The 19,168-nt window shown below is 60.8% G+C and carries 18 protein-coding genes; 7 read left to right on the top strand and 11 right to left on the bottom strand.

What is annotated here, in order from left to right:
- Nucleotides 1-93: 93 nt before the first annotated feature.
- Nucleotides 94-870 carry an IclR family transcriptional regulator gene (locus tag AC1RPZ_RS15695; RefSeq protein ID WP_493137911.1) on the bottom strand — a complete coding sequence of 259 codons (777 nt, stop codon included), beginning with the start codon at nt 868-870 and terminating at the stop codon, nt 94-96.
- 333 nt (nt 871-1,203) lie between these two features.
- On the opposite strand from AC1RPZ_RS15695, the gene AC1RPZ_RS15690 reads away from it, so the two are divergent.
- A complete protein-coding gene (locus AC1RPZ_RS15690; protein WP_493137910.1) occupies nt 1,204-2,169 on the top strand; it encodes an alpha/beta hydrolase in 966 nt (321 codons plus the stop codon).
- A 131-nt stretch (nt 2,170-2,300) separates the two neighbouring features.
- Here AC1RPZ_RS15690 and AC1RPZ_RS15685 read toward each other — a convergent pair whose 3' ends face one another.
- The 3 genes from AC1RPZ_RS15685 to AC1RPZ_RS15675 all read right to left on the bottom strand — a co-directional run bounded on the left by AC1RPZ_RS15685 (nt 2,301) and on the right by AC1RPZ_RS15675 (nt 4,426).
- Nucleotides 2,301-2,894: an HAD family hydrolase gene (locus AC1RPZ_RS15685; RefSeq protein WP_493137909.1), complete on the bottom strand. Its 594-nt coding sequence runs from the start codon at nt 2,892-2,894 to the stop codon at nt 2,301-2,303.
- Nucleotides 2,891-3,760 carry an acyl-CoA thioesterase II gene (gene tesB, locus AC1RPZ_RS15680; RefSeq protein ID WP_493137908.1) on the bottom strand — a complete coding sequence of 290 codons (870 nt, stop codon included), beginning with the start codon at nt 3,758-3,760 and terminating at the stop codon, nt 2,891-2,893. The genes AC1RPZ_RS15685 and tesB overlap by 4 nt, the downstream gene beginning before the upstream one ends.
- Nucleotides 3,761-3,856: 96 nt before the next feature.
- Complete coding sequence (locus AC1RPZ_RS15675; protein ID WP_493137907.1) at nt 3,857-4,426, bottom strand: GNAT family N-acetyltransferase; 570 nt, start codon at nt 4,424-4,426, stop codon at nt 3,857-3,859.
- A 77-nt stretch (nt 4,427-4,503) separates the two neighbouring features.
- Here AC1RPZ_RS15675 and AC1RPZ_RS15670 point away from each other — a divergent pair, with 77 nt between their 5' ends.
- Together AC1RPZ_RS15670 and AC1RPZ_RS15665 are read left to right on the top strand one after the other, a co-directional pair.
- Entirely contained in the window at nt 4,504-5,427 is a 924-nt protein-coding gene (locus tag AC1RPZ_RS15670) for a histone deacetylase family protein (protein WP_493137906.1), read from the top strand.
- A gap of 294 nt (nt 5,428-5,721) precedes the next feature.
- A complete protein-coding gene (locus tag AC1RPZ_RS15665) occupies nt 5,722-6,963 on the top strand; it encodes a TIGR03862 family flavoprotein (protein WP_493137905.1) in 1,242 nt (413 codons plus the stop codon).
- A gap of 107 nt (nt 6,964-7,070) precedes the next feature.
- Here the strand turns inward: AC1RPZ_RS15665 and rhlE1 are convergent, their stop codons facing one another.
- The 5 genes from rhlE1 to AC1RPZ_RS15640 all read right to left on the bottom strand — a co-directional run bounded on the left by rhlE1 (nt 7,071) and on the right by AC1RPZ_RS15640 (nt 11,595).
- Nucleotides 7,071-8,405, bottom strand: a complete 1,335-nt coding sequence (gene rhlE1, locus AC1RPZ_RS15660) for an RNA helicase RhlE1 (RefSeq protein ID WP_493137904.1) — start codon at nt 8,403-8,405, stop codon at nt 7,071-7,073.
- Between the two features lie 52 nt (nt 8,406-8,457).
- Complete coding sequence (gene yedA, locus AC1RPZ_RS15655) at nt 8,458-9,384, bottom strand: drug/metabolite exporter YedA (protein WP_493137903.1); 927 nt, start codon at nt 9,382-9,384, stop codon at nt 8,458-8,460.
- 176 nt (nt 9,385-9,560) lie between these two features.
- Nucleotides 9,561-10,172, bottom strand: a complete 612-nt coding sequence (locus AC1RPZ_RS15650) for a 3'-5' exonuclease (protein ID WP_493137902.1) — start codon at nt 10,170-10,172, stop codon at nt 9,561-9,563.
- A 22-nt stretch (nt 10,173-10,194) separates the two neighbouring features.
- Entirely contained in the window at nt 10,195-10,674 is a 480-nt protein-coding gene (locus AC1RPZ_RS15645; protein ID WP_493137901.1) for a LabA-like NYN domain-containing protein, read from the bottom strand.
- A 138-nt stretch (nt 10,675-10,812) separates the two neighbouring features.
- Nucleotides 10,813-11,595, bottom strand: a complete 783-nt coding sequence (locus AC1RPZ_RS15640; protein WP_493137900.1) for a DUF2076 domain-containing protein — start codon at nt 11,593-11,595, stop codon at nt 10,813-10,815.
- Nucleotides 11,596-11,772: 177 nt separating this feature from the next.
- Between AC1RPZ_RS15640 and AC1RPZ_RS15635 the strand changes: the two genes are divergently transcribed.
- Complete coding sequence (locus AC1RPZ_RS15635) at nt 11,773-12,447, top strand: YciC family protein (protein ID WP_493137899.1); 675 nt, start codon at nt 11,773-11,775, stop codon at nt 12,445-12,447.
- A 61-nt stretch (nt 12,448-12,508) separates the two neighbouring features.
- Nucleotides 12,509-13,588: an endonuclease/exonuclease/phosphatase family protein gene (locus AC1RPZ_RS15630; RefSeq protein WP_493137898.1), complete on the top strand. Its 1,080-nt coding sequence runs from the start codon at nt 12,509-12,511 to the stop codon at nt 13,586-13,588.
- 145 nt (nt 13,589-13,733) lie between these two features.
- Here the strand turns inward: AC1RPZ_RS15630 and hrpB are convergent, their stop codons facing one another.
- Complete coding sequence (hrpB, locus tag AC1RPZ_RS15625) at nt 13,734-16,268, bottom strand: ATP-dependent helicase HrpB (protein ID WP_493137897.1); 2,535 nt, start codon at nt 16,266-16,268, stop codon at nt 13,734-13,736.
- A 109-nt stretch (nt 16,269-16,377) separates the two neighbouring features.
- On the opposite strand from hrpB, the gene AC1RPZ_RS15620 reads away from it, so the two are divergent.
- A complete protein-coding gene (locus tag AC1RPZ_RS15620) occupies nt 16,378-16,797 on the top strand; it encodes a polyribonucleotide nucleotidyltransferase (protein WP_493137896.1) in 420 nt (139 codons plus the stop codon).
- Nucleotides 16,798-16,825: 28 nt separating this feature from the next.
- The gene (locus AC1RPZ_RS15615) at nt 16,826-17,722 is read left to right on the top strand and encodes a cation diffusion facilitator family transporter (RefSeq protein ID WP_493137895.1); all 897 of its coding nucleotides are present in this window, start codon (nt 16,826-16,828) and stop codon (nt 17,720-17,722) included.
- On the opposite strand, the gene AC1RPZ_RS15610 is transcribed toward AC1RPZ_RS15615, so the two are convergent.
- The gene (locus tag AC1RPZ_RS15610; RefSeq protein WP_493137894.1) at nt 17,716-18,792 is read right to left on the bottom strand and encodes a DUF6515 family protein; all 1,077 of its coding nucleotides are present in this window, start codon (nt 18,790-18,792) and stop codon (nt 17,716-17,718) included. The genes AC1RPZ_RS15615 and AC1RPZ_RS15610 overlap by 7 nt on opposite strands.
- Nucleotides 18,793-19,168 lie beyond the last annotated feature (376 nt).

Raw genomic sequence — 19,168 nt, 5'->3', positions numbered from 1 at the left:
ATTCCAACAATCTAGAACTTGATTCCAGTTTCCTGAACAATAAAAAGCAAAAAGTGTTCGATCATCGCACAGCTTCTACAGGGGGAATGGCAATCAGCTGAACAGCTCCGAGGCCTGACTCGCCGCCGACAGTTCCTGAGCAAACTGCAACAACAACGGCGCCAGTTCATGCAGTCGTGATTCGGGCAGCCGCGCACTCGGCCCGGCGACACTGAGCACGCCGACCACCCGCCCATCCACCGGATGGCGCACCACGGCGGCGATTGCCGAGGTGCCGACCGCCGAGCTCTCCTGAACCCAGGCATAGCCGTGTTCGCGGGCCAGGCGCAGGCGTTCGAGCAGTTCGATGTTGGAGCGCGGCGCATTCGGTCCCAGCTCCAGCGGCACGTCCGCCGCCTGCCGCTCCACCAGCGACAAGGCCTCGGCGTCGCTCAGACACGCCAGCCACGCATGCCCGGACGCGGTATAGAACAACGGCGCATCGCGGCCCATGTCCGGGTCATAGCGCAAACCTGAACGCGCGCCCTGGGACTTGGCGATCCAGGTCTGACGCTCGCCTTCAATCACGCCCAGTCGCACCAGCTCGCCGGTTTCCTGGGCCAACCGATCCAGCACCGGCTGGACGATATCCGCGCCGCTGCTCGACAGGTAACGAAAGCCCATGGCTACCAGTTTGGTCGACAGGTGATAGCGCAAGTTGTCCGGATTCTGTCGCACATAACCCAGCCGGATCAGTTCGGCGAGCAAGCGGTGCGTCGCACTTTTCGGGATCTCCAGCTGCTCGGCCAACACCTGCATCGGCAGGCCTCGCGGATCGCTGGTAAGACTTTCGAGCACACTGAAGACACGTTCGATTTGACTGCCGGCCATGGTGGGATTCCAGACGAAATTTAGCCGATTCTAGAAGACAACCGAAAGAATACGAAATGTGGAACTGCCGCGTTCAACGACTGCCAGCAAGGGAACCAAACATCCTGCGTGATGCCTGAGATGTTCGCCGAAGCTCGCCGGCAGCCATCGGTTTCGCAGGTGAATGCCATACTGCCTTTCATCCGTCATAGTCTGACGATCGGACTGGCGACTATCCCTCTCACCAGCAACACTCATCACCACGCGCAAACAGAGGACTCCCGCATGTTATGGAAAAAAGGCCGCCGCAGTCAGGTCAGTCAATGCGACACCTTCGCAACGAAGAGTCTGTAAATGCACACGCGCTGGCTGCTGGTATTCGCTCTATTACTGGGCAGCGCCAACCTCCTGGCTGCCGAGCATGGGGTCAAGGTCATCAGCCCTGGTCGCTTGAACATGGGCGACTCTGAGTTGGCGGTTGGCGTGAGCCAGTCATCACCGCAGATTCAGCGTGTACTGATCGTGATTCATGGGCGCTTGCGCAACGCTGAAACCTACCGCCAGAGCGCGGAAAGAGCCGCTGAGCAGGCCGGACAAAGCACTACTACCCTGGTGATCGCACCGCAGTTTCTGAATGAGACTGACATCGCTCGTCATCAACTGCCCGACAGCCTGCTGCGCTGGCGCGGCAATGACTGGATGGCTGGCGAGCTGTCCACCGGACCGAATCCGCTGAGCTCCTTTGCGGTGCTCGACAAGATTCTGGAACGTCTGAGCGATCGCCAGCAGTTTCCAACCCTGAAGGAAATCGTCATCGCCGGCCACTCCGGTGGCGCGCAAGTGGTGCAACGGTATGCGTTGCTCGGGCACGATCAGCCAGCACTGCAAGCGGCGGGAATCAGTGTGCGTTACGTGATCGCCAACCCGTCTTCGTATGCGTATTTCGATGCACAGCGGCCGGTGCCATTCGATGCCGCGCGTTGCCCCGGTTTCAATGACTGGAAGTACGGACTGCTGAAACTGCCGGACTACGCCAATGGGCAAACGGCGCAGCAACTGGAGCAAAGCTACGTTCAGCGCAACATCACCTACTTGCTGGGCCAGCGAGACACTAACCCGCATCATCCGGCACTGGATAGAAGTTGCGCCGCCGAAACGCAAGGCGCGTCTCGGCTGATTCGTGGGCACCGTTATTTCGACTACTTGCAGCAGCGTCATCCCGAAGGGCTGAATCAACGGCTGATCGAAGTGCCCGGCGTCGGGCATAACGGGGACAAAATGTTCACCTCGCCCGAGGGGCAGAAGGCGTTGTTTCAGTAGTTGGAAGTATGTCGCCTGATTTGGCCCTATCGCGAGCAATCGAGCGTCGACCGGCTGCTCCCACACTGGATCACATGAAGATCAAATGTGGGAGCGAGCTTGCGATAGCGGTTAACCAGACAACAACTCTCTCAAGCCGACAGCATCTGTCGCAGCTGCACACAATCCTGCGCATGCCAGTCAGCCAACTCGGGCCACGGGTTATCCGGCAGATTCACCAGCACCGTGCGTGCGCCCGCCGCGCGCCCGCAATCCAGATCAAAGCGGTAATCACCGACCATCACCAGCTCGCTCGGCGCGACATCCCAGGCCTCGGCCAATTTCAGCAGACCACCCGGATGCGGTTTGGGCGGTGCTTCATCACGACCCAGCACATCCTCCACCGCAAAGCAGTCAGCCAGGCCAATCGCCTCAAGCGTGACATGGGCCAGTTCGCGAGCATTGCGCGTGAGAATGCCGAGGCGATAGCCGCGTCCGGCCAGCTCACGCACCAGTTCCACGGCGCCGGGGGCCGGTTTGGAGCCCAAGGCCAGGTCCCGCTCATGTTCCAGCAACCAGGCGTGTTTCGCCGCGGCTTCAGCGGCCGGCAGTGCCGCGAGGTGGGTGAGGATGTCGTGTTCGGCGGGAATCGCCAGCGCCTGGCGAATCGCCACGAAATCGTGCACGGCAATGGTCAGCGTGCCGTCCATATCGAACACCCAATGCCGCACCTCGGAGAGACTCATGCCCAATCCTTGCGATGACGAATCAAGCCTTCCTGAGTCACCGACGCCACCAGTTTGCCTGCGCGGTTGAACACACTGCCGCGTGAGAAGCCGCGAGAATTGCCGGCCCATGGGCTGTCCATGGCGTACAGCAGCCAGTCATCGGCGCGCAGATCGGCGTGGAACCACAGCGCGTGATCGAGGCTGGCGACTTGCATGTCTTTCTGCCAGACCGACTTGCCGTGGGGCAGCAAGGAGCTGGTCAGCAAACCAAAGTCAGAAGCGTAGGCCAGCAGGTATTTGTGCAGCGCTGGTGAGTCGGCCAATGCACCGTCGGCGCGAAACCAGACGTACTTGATCGGGTCAGCCGGTTGCGGGTTGTACGGGTCTGCTTCCGTCACCGGGCGGAATTCGATCGGCTTGGGGCACAGCAGTTTTTCACGCATGTGCTCCGGAATCAAATGCGCGCGCTGCTGAGTGAGTTCCAGCTCCGACGGCAGGTTTTCCGGGCCGACCACTTGCGGCATCGCAGTCTGGTGTTCGAAGCCTTCTTCGTCGTACTGGAACGACGCGCTGCACGTGAAGATCGGGTTGCCCTTCTGGATCGCCGTCACGCGGCGGGTGCTGAAGCTGCCACCATCGCGCACCCGATCCACCTGATAGACCACCGGCATACCCGCATCGCCCGGGCGCAGGAAATAACCGTGCATCGAATGCACATGGCGCGCGTCTTCGACCGTCTGGCTGGCCGCGGAAAGGGACTGGCCCAACACCTGGCCGCCGAACAGCTGACGAAAACCCAGGTCCTGGCTGCGACCACGAAACAGGTTTTCTTCGATCGGTTCCAAGGTCAGCAAGTCGACCAGATCATCCAACACATGGCTCATTCAGACTCTCCTCACACAGAGCAATGCCGCGCAGTCTTGGCTGCGGCGGTCGATTCAGATAGTGGCCCGGGCCAACCATGAGCCCATTGTAAACATTTAGCCATGCAAGGTTTCCAACCATTGTTCACGGGTAATGCGGTACAGCACATGGTGACGCAACGGATCTTCACGCCCGACCTTTGGGTGTTCGAAATCCGCCGACGGGTCGTAATGCATACCGATGGCCTGCATGACTTTCTGCGAAGGCATGTTGGTCTCGGTGGTAAACGCCACGACTTCGTCCAGCGCCAAACGGTCAAAGCCGCAACGCAGAGCGGTCCAGGCCGCTTCACTGGCGTACCCTAGCCCCCAGTGCTCGCGAGCCAGGCGCCAGCCGATTTCGGTGGCCGGCGTGAAAGCAGCCTCGAACCCGACTACCGCCAATCCGGTAAAACCGATAAACGCACCGGTGTCCTTGCGCTCCAGCGCCCAGAAGCCGAAACCATGCTCTGCGAAATGACCACGGATTCGCCCGATCAATGCAGCGCTTTCCAGACGACTCAAGGCTGCCGGAAAATAGCGCATGACCTGCAGGTCGGCGCACATCGCCGCAAACGCTGGCAAATCCTCATCGCGCCATTGGCGCATCAGCAGCCGCGCGCTCTCAAGTTGCAGTATCGGCTCCATCGTTCCCCCTCCGTTCCCATGCAAACAAGTCTACATCGCTGGTAGGATCCTTCACTCATTCACTCCCTGAAATCGCCATGTCGTCGCTGCCGCTGATTTACCACGAAGACTACAGCCCCGAGTTCCCGGCGGAACATCGCTTTCCCATGGATAAGTTCCGGCTGCTGCGCGATCACCTGGTGGACAGCGGTCTGACCTTTGATCACCAGTTGCTGCGCCCGGAAATCTGCCCGACCGAGATTCTCGCCCTCGCCCATGACCCTGCGTACATCGAACGTTATATGGGCGGCGAGTTGTCCCGCGAAGACCAACGGCGTCTCGGCCTGCCCTGGAACGAAGCCCTGGCCCGACGCACCGTGCGCGCGGTCGGCGGCTCATTGCTGGCCGCCGAGCAGGCGCTGGAGCACGGCATGGCCTGTCATCTGGCCGGCGGCACCCATCATGCCCATTACGATCACCCAGCGGGTTTCTGCATCTTCAATGACCTGGCGGTGATCAGCCATTACCTGCTGGAAAGCGGCCGCGTCGGTCGGGTACTGATCTTCGATTGCGATGTGCACCAAGGCGATGGAACAGCACGAATACTGGAACATACCCCGGACGCGGTGACGGTTTCCCTTCATTGCGAAAAGAACTTTCCCGCACGCAAGGCCAAAAGCGATTGGGACATTCCGCTGCCCATGGGTATGGGCGATGAGGACTACTTGAAAGTGGTCGATGACGCGCTGAATTACCTGCTGCCGCTCTATCAGCCCGACCTGGTGTTGTATGACGCCGGTGTCGATGTGCATAAAGACGACGCGTTGGGCTACCTGAAACTGACCGATGAAGGCGTCGCCGCCCGCGATGAAAGCGTATTACGCCATTGCCTGGGGCGCGACATTCCAGTGGTTGGGGTGATCGGCGGCGGTTACAGCAAGGACCGCCAGGCCCTGGCACGACGGCATGGCATCCTCCATCACAGCGCGCAACGGGTCTGGCAGTCATCAGGTTGTCATTGAGCTGTGGATGCTTTACCCACAATGCCTGTGGAACGGCCTGTGGATAACCTGAGTGAAAGGACCTACAGCCCATAGCGCGTATAGCCTGCAAGCCGTTGAGCATTTTTTAACCAGCAACAAACACACCCCGTAGGAGCTGCCGCAGGCTGCGATCTTTTGATCTTGAGCTCCCGCGACCGACGAAACGTCAAAAGATCGCAGGCTTCGCCAGCTCCTACGGACCGGCGCAGGGCTGCCAAAGACTGCACTCCTGATAGAATGCCCGCCCTATTCCGCCGAACCGCAGCTCACGCCATGACCCAGCCCCCTGCCAACCTCACTCACCACGTCGCCATCATCGGCGGCGGCCCCGCCGGCCTGATGGCCGCCGAGGTGCTGAGCCAGGCCGGGGTCAAGGTCGATCTGTACGACGGCATGCCCTCGGTGGGTCGAAAATTCCTGCTGGCCGGCGTCGGCGGCATGAACATCACCCATTCCGAAGCCTACCCGGCGTTTCTGTCGCGCTATGCCGAACGCGCCCCGCACATCGCCCCGCTGCTGCGCGAATTCGGTGCTGACGCCTTGTGCCAATGGATTCATGGTTTGGGTATCGAAACCTTTATCGGCAGCTCTGGCCGCGTGTTTCCTACCGACATGAAGGCCGCCCCCCTACTGCGCGCCTGGCTCAAACGCCTGCGCGATGCCGGTGTAGTTATCCACACCCGCCACCGTTGGCTGGGTTGGAACGCTGATGGCAGCCTGCGTATTGATAGTCCTGACGGTGAAAAGGCGATCAGCGCCGATGCACTGTTATTGGCACTGGGTGGCGGCAGTTGGTCGCGTTTGGGTTCGGACGGTGCGTGGATGCTGCCGCTTGCGCAACGAGGGGTTGCCCTGGCGCCACTGCAACCGAGCAATTGTGGTTTCGAGGTGAAGGCCTGGAGCGAGCTGATGGTCAGCAAATTCGCCGGGGCCCCGCTGAAAAATATCGCTATTGGCCTCAACGACGATCTGCCGCGACTCGGTGAATGCGTGATCACCGCCACCGGCATCGAAGGCAGTTTGATTTACGCGTTGTCGGCGCCGATCCGCGAGGCCATCAATCAAACCGGCTCGGCAACCCTCCACCTCGACCTGCTGCCCGGCCGGCCTGTGGATAAAATCCAGGCGGCGCTGAGCAAACCCCGTGGTTCACGCTCCATGGCCAAACACCTGCACAGCCAACTCGGCCTCGACGGCGTCAAAGCTGCATTGCTGCGCGAACTGACACCGGCCGAATGTTTCACTGACCCGCTTTTGCTGGCCAGCGCCATCAAGGCGTTGCCGCTGACGCTGGTCAACACCCGCCCATTGGACGAAGCCATCAGCAGCGCCGGTGGCGTGACGTTCGAAGCGATGAATGAAAACCTGATGCTCAAGCAATTGCCCGGCGTGTTTTGCGCGGGGGAAATGCTCGACTGGGAAGCGCCAACGGGTGGCTATCTGCTGACCGCGTGTTTCGCCAGCGGGCGAGCGGCAGGGTTGGGGATGGTGGAGTGGCTGCAGCGCCAGGCCTGAAGACCGGGTCGCGCCCTTCGCGAGCAAGCTCGCTCCCACAGGGGAACGCATTTCCAATGTGGGGGCGAGTCTGCTCGCGAAAGCGGTCTAACAGGCGCAGCGTCTAATCAAGGCTTGCGCTTACGCGGCCCGGTATTGAACACCGGCACTTTTCGCACAGGCTTGATCGAAGGCTCCGGCGCCGAAGCATCACCGCTCTCCACCCACTTGCCCAGGTTGCGTTTGCCGCCACCGGAGACTTTTGGCTTCTTCGGCTTTTTCGGTTTCTTGACCACTTGGCCGCTGGCATCAGTGTCCGGCACGCGGTGCTCAGGTTCAAAGTCTTGCTCCATCTGACGGGTCAAGGTCTGACGCGTCAGCATCTCGATGGCCGACAGCTGATTCACCTCATCGGCACACACCAGCGAAATCGCCTCGCCGGTCGCGCCCGCACGGCCGGTACGACCGATACGGTGGATGTAGTCCTCGGCAACAATCGGCAGGTCGAAGTTCACCACCAGCGGCAAGTCCTCGATATCCAGGCCACGGGCCGCAACGTCAGTGGCGACCAGAATCTGAATCTCGCTGGCCTTGAAACGGTCCAGTGCGCGCTGGCGCGTGGCTTGTGGTTTGTCGCCGTGGATACCGTCGGCATTCACGCTCAGGCCCTGGAGCTTTTCCACCAACTGGTCAACGCCGTTGCGAGTCTTGGCGAACACCAGCACCTGCTTCCAGCGGTTCTTGCGCAGCAGGTGAATGAACAACTCTGCCTTGCGCTTCTTGTCGACCGTGACCACCCACTGCTTGACGGTGTTGGCGGCCACGTTACGCGGGCTGACTTCGATGCTCAGCGGATCATTGAGCATTTGCCCGGCCAACTCGCGAATTGCATCGGAGAAGGTCGCGGAGAACAGCAGCGTCTGGCGCTTTTTCGGCAGCGCCTTGTAAATGTTCGCCAGCTCTTCGGAGAACCCCAGATCGAGCATCCGGTCGGCTTCGTCCAGCACCAGGGTTTGCAACTGGTTGAACTTCAGCGCGTTCTGGCGGAACAGATCCAGCAGACGACCGGGCGTGGCCACCAGCAGGTCGACGCCCTTGCGCAGCTTCATCATTTGCGGGTTGATGCTGACGCCGCCGTACACCGCGTAGGTGCTCAGCGGCAGGTTTTCAGCGTACTGACGCACGCTTTCATGAACCTGCTCGGCCAGTTCGCGGGTCGGCACCAGGATCAGCGCACGCACCGAGTTACTGGTGACTTTCGGCCCTTCCATGGCCAGCAACTGCAACAGCGGCACGGCGAAACCGGCGGTCTTGCCGGTGCCGGTCTGTGCCGCAGCCATCAGGTCGCGACCGGCCAGCACCGCCGGAATGGCTTGCGTCTGCACCGGGGTCGGGGTCTGGTAACCGAGCGTCTCAAGAGCGCGCAGCAAGGGTTCGATCAGGCCAAGAGTGGCGAAAGTCATGGGGATACCGTAGGAAGAATCAGCGCGAGTGTGCAATGGCGCGCAGTTTACCCTAATTCACACGGGATTCTGTCGGCACCAAGACGGCAGGCCGCTCAGGAGCACGACGCCACTGCGGCAGACCGATCAACACCACGGCGCTGATGATCACCGCCATCGCCAAAGCCTCTTCAATGCCGATGCTTTCGCCGGCGAAAACGATCCCCAGCAACACTGCCACCGCCGGGTTGACGTAGGCATAACTGGTCGCCGCTGCCGGGCGCACATTCTTCAGTAAGTACATGTACGCATTGAAGGCGACGATCGAGCCGAACACCACCAGGTACATCATCGCGACCCACCCCTCGAGCGGCGGCAGGCTTTGCAGGTGTTCACCGGTCAGCACGCTGCCGATCAACAGCACCACGCCACCAACGAGCATTTCTGCCGCGCTGGCCATCGCCCCTTGAGGGAGCGGCAAGTGCTTGCTCCACACCGAACCAAAGGCCCAGGCCGCGGCGGCGAAGACCAGCAAGGCTGCGCCCATCGGGCTCGATTGCAGGTTTGAACCGAGGTTGAGCATGGCGATGCCGATCAGACCGAGCACAATCCCCGCCCATTCCAGACGGGTATTACGCGCGCCCCAGAAGTATCCGCACAGCAAGGTAAACAACGGAACCGTCGCCACTGCCAGTGCCGCGACGCCGGAAGCCACACCCGTGTGTTCGGCGACACTCACCGCGCCGTTGCCGAAGCTCAGCAGCAACACCCCGATCATCGCCGCGGCCTTCCACTGCGGCCAGGTCGGTGCCGGCACCCCGCGCCAGCGCAGAAAGGCGTAAAGCAAAGTCCCGGCGATGATGAAACGCACGCCGCCAAGCATCAGCGGTGGCCAGTACTGCACACCGATACGAATCACCAGGTAGGTCGACCCCCAGATCACGTACAGCGCAAAAAAGGCACCCATCAGCGGTAACGGGAAACGGCGTAGACCAGGCATGGGGACGCTCGAAGGCAGGACAAGGAGAGCGTTATTTTAGAAAGCCGACGGACGGAACTTAAGTTACAAAACCGGTTTATAAGGCCGGTACACTTTTCAAAGATCGCAGCCTGCGGCAGCTCCTACAGAGATACACGAGCAACGTAGGAGCTGCCGCAGGCTGCGATCTTTTGATTTTAAAACCCGCGATGGCGCTTGAGGTGTTCGTTGATCTTCGCCGCCGGCACTTTCTGCAAGCTGCACAACAGATCGTGGGACAACTCGCGCAAGCCGTGTTTCTGCCGCAGTTCTTGCGCCAGATGCGCGGTGAGGTTGGCGGCCATTTCGGCGTCGGCCATGGCCCGGTGAGCAGTACCTGTGTGGGGCAATTGGGCGAAGGTGGTGAGGGTGCCGAGTTTGTGGTTCGGCGCGGCCGGCATCAGGCGGCGGGCGAGTAACAGCGAGCAGGCAAAGTTCTGCAAGCGTGTGCGTTTGATCCGCCCAAGCTCAAAGTCCCAGAACTTCTGGTCGAAGGCGGCGTTGTGGGCCAGCAATGGGGTGATGCCGACAAATTCGTTGACCTCGTTCATCACCTGCTCGGCCGAAGGCGCGGTGCGCAGCATGGCGTTGCTGATGCCGGTCAGCTGTTCAATGAAGGCCGGCACTCGCACGCCAGCGTTCATCAGGCTTTGGTAACGGTCGACGATGCGCCCCTGTTCAAGAATCACCACGGCGATTTCCGTGGCCCGGCAGCTGCTGCTCGGGGAGATCCCGGTGGTTTCAAAGTCGATGACGGCTATGCGTTCCAAACCTGTTCCTTGCGTTGAATAATCAGTTTTTAAGCAGCAACGCGCCTTCGATCGGCACGTAACGGCTGGCCGCGCGAATCAGCGAATTGGCGGTGAGCCCCGGCACACCATAGGCGACCGCTTCAACACCGTGCTTGGCGATGATCCGCTCCAGCAACATGTCGAAATCACCGTCCCCCGAGGCCAGCACCACTTCGTCGACGTGATCGGCGGCGTCCATGATGTCGAGGGTGATGCCCACATCCCAGTCGCCCTTGGCCGAGCCGTCGCTGCGCTGGATGTAGGGTTTGAGCTTCACGGTGAAACCGAGGTTGCGCAGGATCTGCTGGAATTGCTGCTGCTTGCTGTCGCCGCGATCGATGGCGTAGGCATAGGCCTCGACGATCTGCCCGCGCTGGCTGATGTCAGCCCACAGGGCGGCGTAGTTGAAGTGACAACCGTAGGCCTGGCGCACGGTGTAATAGAGGTTTTGGACATCGGCGAACACCGCGATCTTCTTCACCGCAAATCCTCATGGCGCGCACAAGCGCAGGCGATTGATCAGACTCAAGGTCTGAAAAGTCGCCCAGTATGCCAGTCAGAAGGTTTTTTCCGCGAATAATCAGTCCGGGGCGCAGCAAGGCCCCGGACGAATGGCGTATCAGACGAAGGAGTCGTCGTCATCGCCAAACAACGACGAGCTGTCATCGCTGTAGTCGGCGTCTGCAAGTCCGCCCTGATCGTTGTTGCTCCAGGAATCGTTGTTGGCCAGGCGCTGGTCGTCATTGCCCCAGCCGCTCTTGTCATTCACTTGAGCCGGCTCTTCCTTGATGACCTCAACGATTTCCTGCGGCTGCTGGTTGCTGTGAAACAGGCTGCTGATGCCCTGTGCCAGCATCACGCCGCCGGCCACGCCGGCTGCGGTTTTCAAGGCGCCACCGAGGAAGCTGCTGCCGGCTGCCGGAGCCTGTTGCTGGGGTGCGGCGTAGTTCTGTTGTGGTGCACCAAAGCTCTGCTGTGGCGCGCCATAATTTTGTGGCGGTGGCGCAGAAGGTCGCGCCGGTTCACGCCAGCCGCCGCTCGACGCTGGAGCGCTCTGGGCCGGTGCAGGCTGCGGATCACGCGCGCCGCCGAAGATGCTCGACAGAAAACCACCGCCGCTGTTGCCCGGCGCCGGGGCGCTGGTCTGGGCCTTGGCTTGTTGCAGTTCGGCTTGCAGCTGCTGGATTTGCTGGGTGAGCTGTTTGTTCTGCTCGTCGAGGCTCTTGATCGCCGCCTCTTGCACCAGAATCGCCTGAGTCATGAAATAGCCCGCCGCAGGCTGGCGGCCCAAATGTTCCTTGATCCGCGCTTCGGCCAGGGCATCGCGCGGGGATGAATCCGTTTCGGCCTGTTGCAGCCGTGAAAACAGTCCATCGATCAGGGTTTGTTCTTCGCTGTTCATGGCGACCTCATAGATTGCCGGGAAATCATCGCCCTTTTCCCTTATGGATAAGGTGCCCACTAGTTATGGGGCTGTTACCGGCTGTTTCAATAGCCTTTACCGAACGTTTACGTTTGCTCGATTGCCGGTCGCATCGGTTACAGTGTCCACACACTTTGTAACCAGCGAAAGCGACCGATGAATCCGTTAGACGTACTCCGCGACTCTTTGTACTTTTTCCAGCGCAACCTGGGCCGCATCGTGCCGCTGTGTCTGCCGTTGGTGGTGCTCGAAGCCTTGCTGCAGCAACTGGTCGACCATTCTCAGGGACCAGAGGCATTTCCCGGCTATAGCGTGATCGTCGGGCTACTGGTCTACCCCTTGTACACCGCCGCGCTGATCCTGTTTCTCGATGCCCGAAGCCGTGGCGAATCGCCGCGCACGCTGGACCTGTTGTCGGCGTCAGTCAGCCTGTGGCCGCGCTTCGCCCTGCTGACGGCGCTCAATACATTGCTGATTCTGGTGGGTTTGTCGCTGTATTTCCTGCCAGGCATCTGGCTGATGGTGATGCTCGCCTTTGCCGAGTACCTGTTGGTGCTGCGCAACATGCAACCGCTGCAGGCCATCAGGGAAAGCATGCGCCTGGCCCGTGGCAATTTCCTGCGCATCCTGTTCTGCATTTTCTGCGTGATGGGCCCATTGTGGGTGCTCAAGGGCGCGAGCATGGCCATCTACCCGGAGCCACAGAACCCGGCACTGACGCTGATTATCGAAAGTGTTCACAGTTTTCTGCAACTGTTCACCAGCGTGGTGCTGTTTCGCCTGTTCATGTTGATCAGCGAGGCGCCCGACAACCCCGAAGGAAGCGCCTGACTGCTCTACCCTTGGGGTCTGATATGCTCTGGCTCAACTTTGTAACGCCATAAGCCGAGCCATGACCCGTCTACTGCGCTACACCCTGCTGGGCCTGCTGATGCTCATCGGCCTGCTGTTTTCCTTGCTCTACAGCCTGACCTGGCGCCCCGATGCCAAAGAGACGCTACCCGTCAGTTGCAGCACCGGGGCGCCCACGCTGGTGCCCGGTCAGGCATTGAAGGTGATGACCTGGAACGTCCAGTACCTGGCGGGTAAACGCTATGTGTTCTGGAATGACCTGGCCCAAGGCCCCGACGAAAGCCCGACCCCGGAAGACATGGCCTTCAGCCTCGACGAAGTGGCGCGGGTGATTCGTGATGAGCAGCCGGACCTGGTCCTGTTGCAGGAACTGGATGATGACGCCAAGGCCAGCGATTATCAGAATCAGCTCAAGCTGCTCCAGGAACGCCTGGCCGACCTCTACCCTTGCAGCACACACGCCTTCGACTGGAAGGCCGACTTCGTCCCTGACCCGCACATATTCGGCAGCGTTGGCCGGCAATTGGCGACCTTGAGCCGCTACCAGATCGAACATGCCGAACGTCTGCAACTGCCCGAGGCACCGGTCAATTTCATCAGCCGCCAGTTCCAGCCAAAAAACGCCCTGCTGGTGAGTTACCTGCCGCTGCGCGACGGCGGGCAAATGGCAGTGCTCAATACTCACCTCGATCGGGCGGCGCAGCCTGATGAGACCCAGCAGACGAAGGTGACGGCGGTTGCCAAGGTGCTCGACAAGTATGAAGGTCGCGGCACGCCGTGGCTGATCGGCGGCGACTTCAACCTGTTGCCGCTGGGTCAGTATCAACGCCTCGCGCCCGAGCAGCGCACGCCCTACTCCGCGGACAGCGCGCTGCATGTACTGTGGGATAAATACCCGATGATCCCGACCAACAACGAGGCCAGCGGCATTGATCGGGACCAGTGGTTGACCCACTTCCCCAACGACCCCGGCCTCAACGGCCCGGATCGCACCGTCGACTACCTGTTCTACAGCCCACGGATCAAACGGGTCGAAGCGCAGGTGCGGCAGGACGATACGTTGCGCATCTCCGATCACTTGCCGGTGATTGCACGGTTTCTGCTCCCGCCTGCCCCTTAACCCACTCATGAAGATCGAGTGTGGGAGCGAGCCCGCTCGCGATAGCGGTGGGTCAGTCAACAGTGATGTTGACCGGTATGCCGCTATCGCGAGCAGGCTCGCTCCCACAGGGGGATCTCCAACATTTTGAGAGTACGGTTAGACATTAAGACTTACGCGGTTTAGCCCGCGCCGTGGCCTCAGCCACCAATGGATCATCCGGCCAGTAATGTTTCGGGTAGCGTCCCTTGAGGTCCTTCTTCACCTCGGCATACGTGCTGCGCCAGAAGTTCGCCAGATCCTGGGTGACCTGCACCGGCCGCCGTGCCGGTGACAGCAAATGCAGTTTGACCACCTGTCGACCACCGGCAATGCGCGGGGTTTCGGCCAGGCCGAACAACTCCTGCAAACGCACCGCGAGAATCGGTGGCTGCTCGCTGTAATCCAGACGAATCGACGAACCCGAAGGCACGCTCAGATGATGCGGCGCCTGCTCATCGAGGCGTTGTGGCAATGGCCACGGCAGCAGGTTATGCACAAAGCTCGACACGTCCAGGCTGGCAAAATGACTGAGTCGCGAAACCCGCCCCAGGTATGGCATCAACCAGTGTTCCAGACTGGCCAGCAACGCTGCATCGCTGACATCTGGCCACTCACTCTCGCCCAGCTTGCTCAGATCCAACTGACGCAGCAATGCCACTCGCGCCTGCCACTGCCGCAGCTCGGGAGTCCATGGCAACAGCTCCAACCCCTTGCGGCGCACCAGATTGACCAGCGCCTGGCTGCGCGCCGTTTCATCGAGGCCGGTCAACGGTTCGCGGCTGAGCACCAACTCGCCGACCTTGCGCTGACGTTCGGCCCGCAGCACGCCTTCACGCTCGTCCCAATCGAGCTGATCGACGCAACGCACCTGTTCCGCCAGCACCGAATCGAACAGCGCCGGATCAAAATCCGCCGCCAGATAAATCCGTTCTTCGCGCTGCCCCTGACGGCTGCCCAGGTCGGCGATCACCAACCAAGGCTGCTTCATCAGGCTGTCGGCCTCGGCGAACAACGCTGCGCGACCGTTGGCCAGCCGATATTCAGCACCACCGGCCCGCCGCTGTTGGGCAACACGGTCCGGATAGGCCAACGCCAGCAACGCGCCAAGCCAACGCGAATGCTCCGGATCGCTGACCGGCGACTCGGCTTTGCCGCGCAGATAACCGCGATATTGCCGGGCCAATTGTCGCGCCCGCTGCACGCCACCCTGAGCGCCACGCGCCGCTCGCTCTTCGCCGGACAACAGCACCAGACGACTGTGCAAATCCGCACCGCCACCGCGCAAAATATCCCGCTCACCGAGCAATGCAGCGACGTCGCAGGCCATGTTCGCCAGCCCCAACGCCTGCCCACGCAGTAACAAATGCGCGATGCGCGGATGGGCCGGGAGTTCGGCCATGGCCTGACCGTGGCGAGTGAGCTTCCAGTCTTCAGCGGACGAACCCTGCAACGCGCCGAGGCGTTCGAGCAAGTCCTGAGCCTGTGCATAAGCCGCCGCCGGAGGCACATCGAGCCAGACCAACTGCCCAGGCAGAACGCCCCAGCGCCCAAGCTGCAAGGCCAGCCCGGCAAGGTCCGCCGAGAGAATTTCCGGGCTGGCATACGCCGCCAGTTGTTCATGCTGGTCCTGCGACCACAGCCGATAACACACACCTGGTTCCAATCGTCCTGCGCGGCCAGCACGCTGAGTGGCGCTGGCGCGGGAGATGCGTTGGGTATCGAGGCGGGTCATGCCGCTGCCGGGGTCGAAGCGCGGCACTCGCGCCAACCCGGCGTCGATGACCACGCGCACGCCATTGATAGTCAAACTGGTCTCGGCGATGTTGGTGGCCAGCACCACTTTGCGCTGGCCGGGTGGCGCCGGGTCGATGGCCGCGCGTTGCGCCGCCAGATCGAGTTCGCCATGCAACGGGCAGAGCAGCACCTCAGTGCGTTCGCCCAAGGCATCGGCCAACTGCTGATGCACGCGGCGGATTTCCGCTTGCCCAGGAAGGAACACCAGCAGGCTGCCCGTTTCATCGCTCAAGGCGTCGAGAATGGTCTGTACCAGTCGGGGCTCGATGAATTCGCCCGGCTGAAACGGTCGGCCCCAGCGCATCGTCACCGGGTACATGCGACCCTCACTGCGCAGGATCGGCGCGTCATTCAGCAGCTCCGCGAGGCGCTCGCCTTCGAGGGTTGCCGACATCAACAGAATCTTCAGAGGTAGCTCATCACGAAACAACTCACGGCCATTCAGGCTCAGGGCCAGCGCGAGGTCGGCATCGAGACTACGCTCGTGGTATTCGTCGAAGATCAGCAGACCCACGCCATCCAGCGCCGGGTCCTCCTGCAAGCGGCGAGTGAGGATGCCTTCGGTGACCACTTCGATGCGCGTATTCGGTCCGACTTTACTGTCGAGGCGAATCCGGTATCCGACGGTTTCACCGACTTTCTCGCCCAGCTCGCTGGCCAGCCGTTCGGCCGCCGCCCGCGCTGCCAGTCGACGCGGTTCAAGCATGAGAATGGTTTGCCCGGCCAGCCACGGCTCATTCAACAGCGCCAATGGCACGCGGGTGGTTTTACCGGCGCCGGGCGGTGCTTCGAGCACGGCTTCGTGGCGTGTCGCCAAGGCTTCACGCAGCGCGGGTAAAACTTCATCAATTGGCAAAGAAATCATGCTGGCTCCAAAACAGAGGCACGAGTATAACGGCGAACTGCCTGGCGTTAATCACGGTCCTAATTCATACCGACGACGTTTCGTTTCATGTTTGCTCAGGAGATTTATCATGCGTACTCCGTTTCGCCTGATTGGCGGTGTATTGGTTGCGACCCTGCTGACCCAAGTGACCGCTTGCGGTACGATTTTCTACCCGGATCGCCGTGGCCAGATCGATGGCAAGATCGACCCGGCCATTGCCGCGCTGGACGCCGTGGGCCTGCTGTTCTACATCATCCCCGGACTGGTCGCGTTCGCCGTGGACTTCACCACCGGCGCGATTTACTTCGAACCCGGCAAGACCGCGCAAGTGGCGCCGGAGAAACTCAAACAAGCCATCGATGCCGACGGCAAGGTCGATAACCACAAGTTGCAGGCTATTCTCGAAAGCGAACTGGGCCGCAGCCTTCCACTGGATGACTTGCGCCTGATCCAGCACAAGGGCAGTGCTCAGCAACTGGCCATGTTCGGTCTGCAACCCGCCGCTTGATGCGCAACACCGAGGGAACGCTCCACCTATGACCAGCAGCCCGGAACACGCTCGCCTGTTACGCCTGGCCACCCGCGCCTCGGTGGCGGTGGCAAGTACCCTGATTGTCGCCAAGGCCATTGCCTGGTGGCTGAGCGGATCGGTGAGCATGCTCGCCGGGCTGACAGACTCGGCACTCGACGGCGTGACGTCGCTGCTCAATCTGTTGGCGGTGCATTACGCATTGCGCCCGGCCGATGACGATCACCGCTACGGGCACGGCAAGGCGGAATCCTTGTCGGGCATGGCCCAGGCACTGTTCATCGGAGGCAGTGCGGTATTGATCGCCTATCAGGCATTCGAGCGCCTGAAACACCCGGAACCGGTGGGCGCGCCGTGGATCAGCATTGGCGTGATTATCTTTTCCCTCGTCCTGACCCTGGCGCTGCTGATGCTGCAACACCGGGTGATCCGCGAAACCGGCTCCAACGCGGTGCGCGCCGACTCGCTGCATTATCGTTCCGACATGATGCTCAACGGCAGCATCCTGGTGGCGTTGATACTGGCCGGTTTTGGCTGGAATCAAGTCGATGCCTGGTTCGGACTGGGGATCGCTTTCTACATTCTGTGGAGTGCGATTCAAATCGCCCGAGAAAGCTTTGCGGTGTTGATGGATGAAGAACTGCCGCCAAACGTCAGCCAGCACATGCTCGAACTGGCGTGCGGCGTGCCCGGTGTACTTGGCGCCCACGACTTGCGCACACGAATCTCCGGCAGTCACTGGTTCGTGCAATTGCACCTGGAGTTGCCGGGGGAATTGACGCTGTCAGTCGCACACGGCATCAGCGATCAAGCGGCGGATGCCATTCAAACGGCCTACCCGCGAGCCGAAGTGCTGGTGCACGCCGACCCGAAGGAAGTGCTGAAGGCCGCCCAGGATCAGTAAGTGACCTGATAACCGCGTGAAACAAGGCAGTTGCCCTCGGCCTGGCGGTAAGTCTGTACCACTTGTGGCGCCGGCTGATAGGTCACGGTCCGTGGATCAAGGCCGCTTTGCTGGACCGCCCAACGATAGCAATCGTAACCGTCCTGATTGACCTGCTCGGGCGACTGCCCGTTGATCGGGTACGCAACCACGTCATAACCATTGCTGGTCGGTTGCGGTTCCGGGTTGCCTACCGGCGGCTCAACCACGACGTACTCTTGAGTGCTCTCCTCGTAGGCGTAGTACGCACCTGCCGCCAGAAACATCAACGCGCCACCGATCCATACCTCCTGAGCGTAATCGGGCAGATACCTCACACGGATCCCGCGAGGCGGTTCGACCACCACATAACGCGGTCCTTGTGGGCGATACCAATAGCCACCGGAATAGAAATAATCCTGCCCACGATACAGCACACGGTCGTGGCGCTCAGGGAAGCGGTCGATCATTTGACCTGGCCGATACCGCGGACCATCACCCCAGCCATTGCCATGCCCTTCCGGACGTCCTGCCCAGCGGCGGTCATCCCGATGGTCATCGTGACCGCCGGCCTGCCAACGCTGGTTGTAATCGTTGCGCCGTGGAATGTCCTGATAGTAGCCACGCTGTGGCTCCTGGGTCTGGCGAACCGTGTCTGGACGGCTCTGGATCGGCAGGTTGTTCGCCGGCATAGGCACAAGTCGGCCATGATCCTGGCCATTGGCGTCGTGTCGCTGACGGTTCTGCCAGTCGCCACCCTGATTCTGACCGTTGTGTTCGAACTGGCGACTGTTGTTGCCGCGAATGATTTCAGTCTGCGGACGTGGCGGATTGTTTTGGGGACGTGGCTGGTTGGATTCCACGCGCGGTTGAGTATTTTCGGGACGCGGTTGAGTGTTCCCCTGCCGCCCCTCACCACCATTATTGTGTTTCTGTTGCTGTTGCTGCATCTGAAGGTGCTCTTCCCCCCCCTGACCTTCTGCCAGCAATGGCGTGCTGACACTGACACACAACACACCAACACCTGCCATACGCCAGATGCGCGACTTCATGCTATTCCTCACTGCAGGTCATGACCTATACATAAGACTGGAAAAGTACAGGCCGGTTCTGTAACAGGTTATCAGTCGCTAGACTTATTTCCTGATTTACACGCAATAAAAAAGGGAGACCCGTCGGCCTCCCTTTGAGAACTTCGTCCGTGCTCGACGCTTTTGACGCCGGCTCACCTCACTCCGTCTTCTGGACAGTGTGTAGCCCGGAGGCCAACTCAACCCCTGTGGGGGTGGTGGCCGCGGCTGGCCTGATTCGGCGGGCCGCTGCGGACTGTTTGTCCGGGCAGTGATTCTGGTGATAAGAATAGGCTTGGGGCGGCGACAGAGGATTGCGAATATTGCTCAAATAAACATGACTTGCGCAATTTTTAAT

The organism is Pseudomonas sp. GW822-FHT02D10, from assembly GCF_058802345.1.
This window is presented reverse-complemented; position numbering and strand designations above follow the sequence as displayed.

Bases quoted from the DNA above. Each gene is read 5' to 3' on its own strand.
- AC1RPZ_RS15695 (WP_493137911.1), bottom strand. From the start codon at position 870: ATGGCCGGCAGTCAAATCGAACGTGTCTTCAGTGTGCTCGAAAGTCTT.
- AC1RPZ_RS15690 (WP_493137910.1), top strand. From the start codon at position 1,204: ATGCACACGCGCTGGCTGCTGGTATTCGCTCTATTACTGGGCAGCGCC.
- AC1RPZ_RS15685 (WP_493137909.1), bottom strand. From the start codon at position 2,894: ATGAGTCTCTCCGAGGTGCGGCATTGGGTGTTCGATATGGACGGCACG.
- tesB (WP_493137908.1), bottom strand. From the start codon at position 3,760: ATGAGCCATGTGTTGGATGATCTGGTCGACTTGCTGACCTTGGAACCG.
- AC1RPZ_RS15675 (WP_493137907.1), bottom strand. From the start codon at position 4,426: ATGGAGCCGATACTGCAACTTGAGAGCGCGCGGCTGCTGATGCGCCAA.
- AC1RPZ_RS15670 (WP_493137906.1), top strand. From the start codon at position 4,504: ATGTCGTCGCTGCCGCTGATTTACCACGAAGACTACAGCCCCGAGTTC.
- AC1RPZ_RS15665 (WP_493137905.1), top strand. From the start codon at position 5,722: ATGACCCAGCCCCCTGCCAACCTCACTCACCACGTCGCCATCATCGGC.
- rhlE1 (WP_493137904.1), bottom strand. From the start codon at position 8,405: ATGACTTTCGCCACTCTTGGCCTGATCGAACCCTTGCTGCGCGCTCTT.
- yedA (WP_493137903.1), bottom strand. From the start codon at position 9,384: ATGCCTGGTCTACGCCGTTTCCCGTTACCGCTGATGGGTGCCTTTTTT.
- AC1RPZ_RS15640 (WP_493137900.1), bottom strand. From the start codon at position 11,595: ATGAACAGCGAAGAACAAACCCTGATCGATGGACTGTTTTCACGGCTG.
- AC1RPZ_RS15635 (WP_493137899.1), top strand. From the start codon at position 11,773: ATGAATCCGTTAGACGTACTCCGCGACTCTTTGTACTTTTTCCAGCGC.
- AC1RPZ_RS15630 (WP_493137898.1), top strand. From the start codon at position 12,509: ATGACCCGTCTACTGCGCTACACCCTGCTGGGCCTGCTGATGCTCATC.
- hrpB (WP_493137897.1), bottom strand. From the start codon at position 16,268: ATGATTTCTTTGCCAATTGATGAAGTTTTACCCGCGCTGCGTGAAGCC.
- AC1RPZ_RS15620 (WP_493137896.1), top strand. From the start codon at position 16,378: ATGCGTACTCCGTTTCGCCTGATTGGCGGTGTATTGGTTGCGACCCTG.
- AC1RPZ_RS15615 (WP_493137895.1), top strand. From the start codon at position 16,826: ATGACCAGCAGCCCGGAACACGCTCGCCTGTTACGCCTGGCCACCCGC.
- AC1RPZ_RS15610 (WP_493137894.1), bottom strand. From the start codon at position 18,792: ATGAAGTCGCGCATCTGGCGTATGGCAGGTGTTGGTGTGTTGTGTGTC.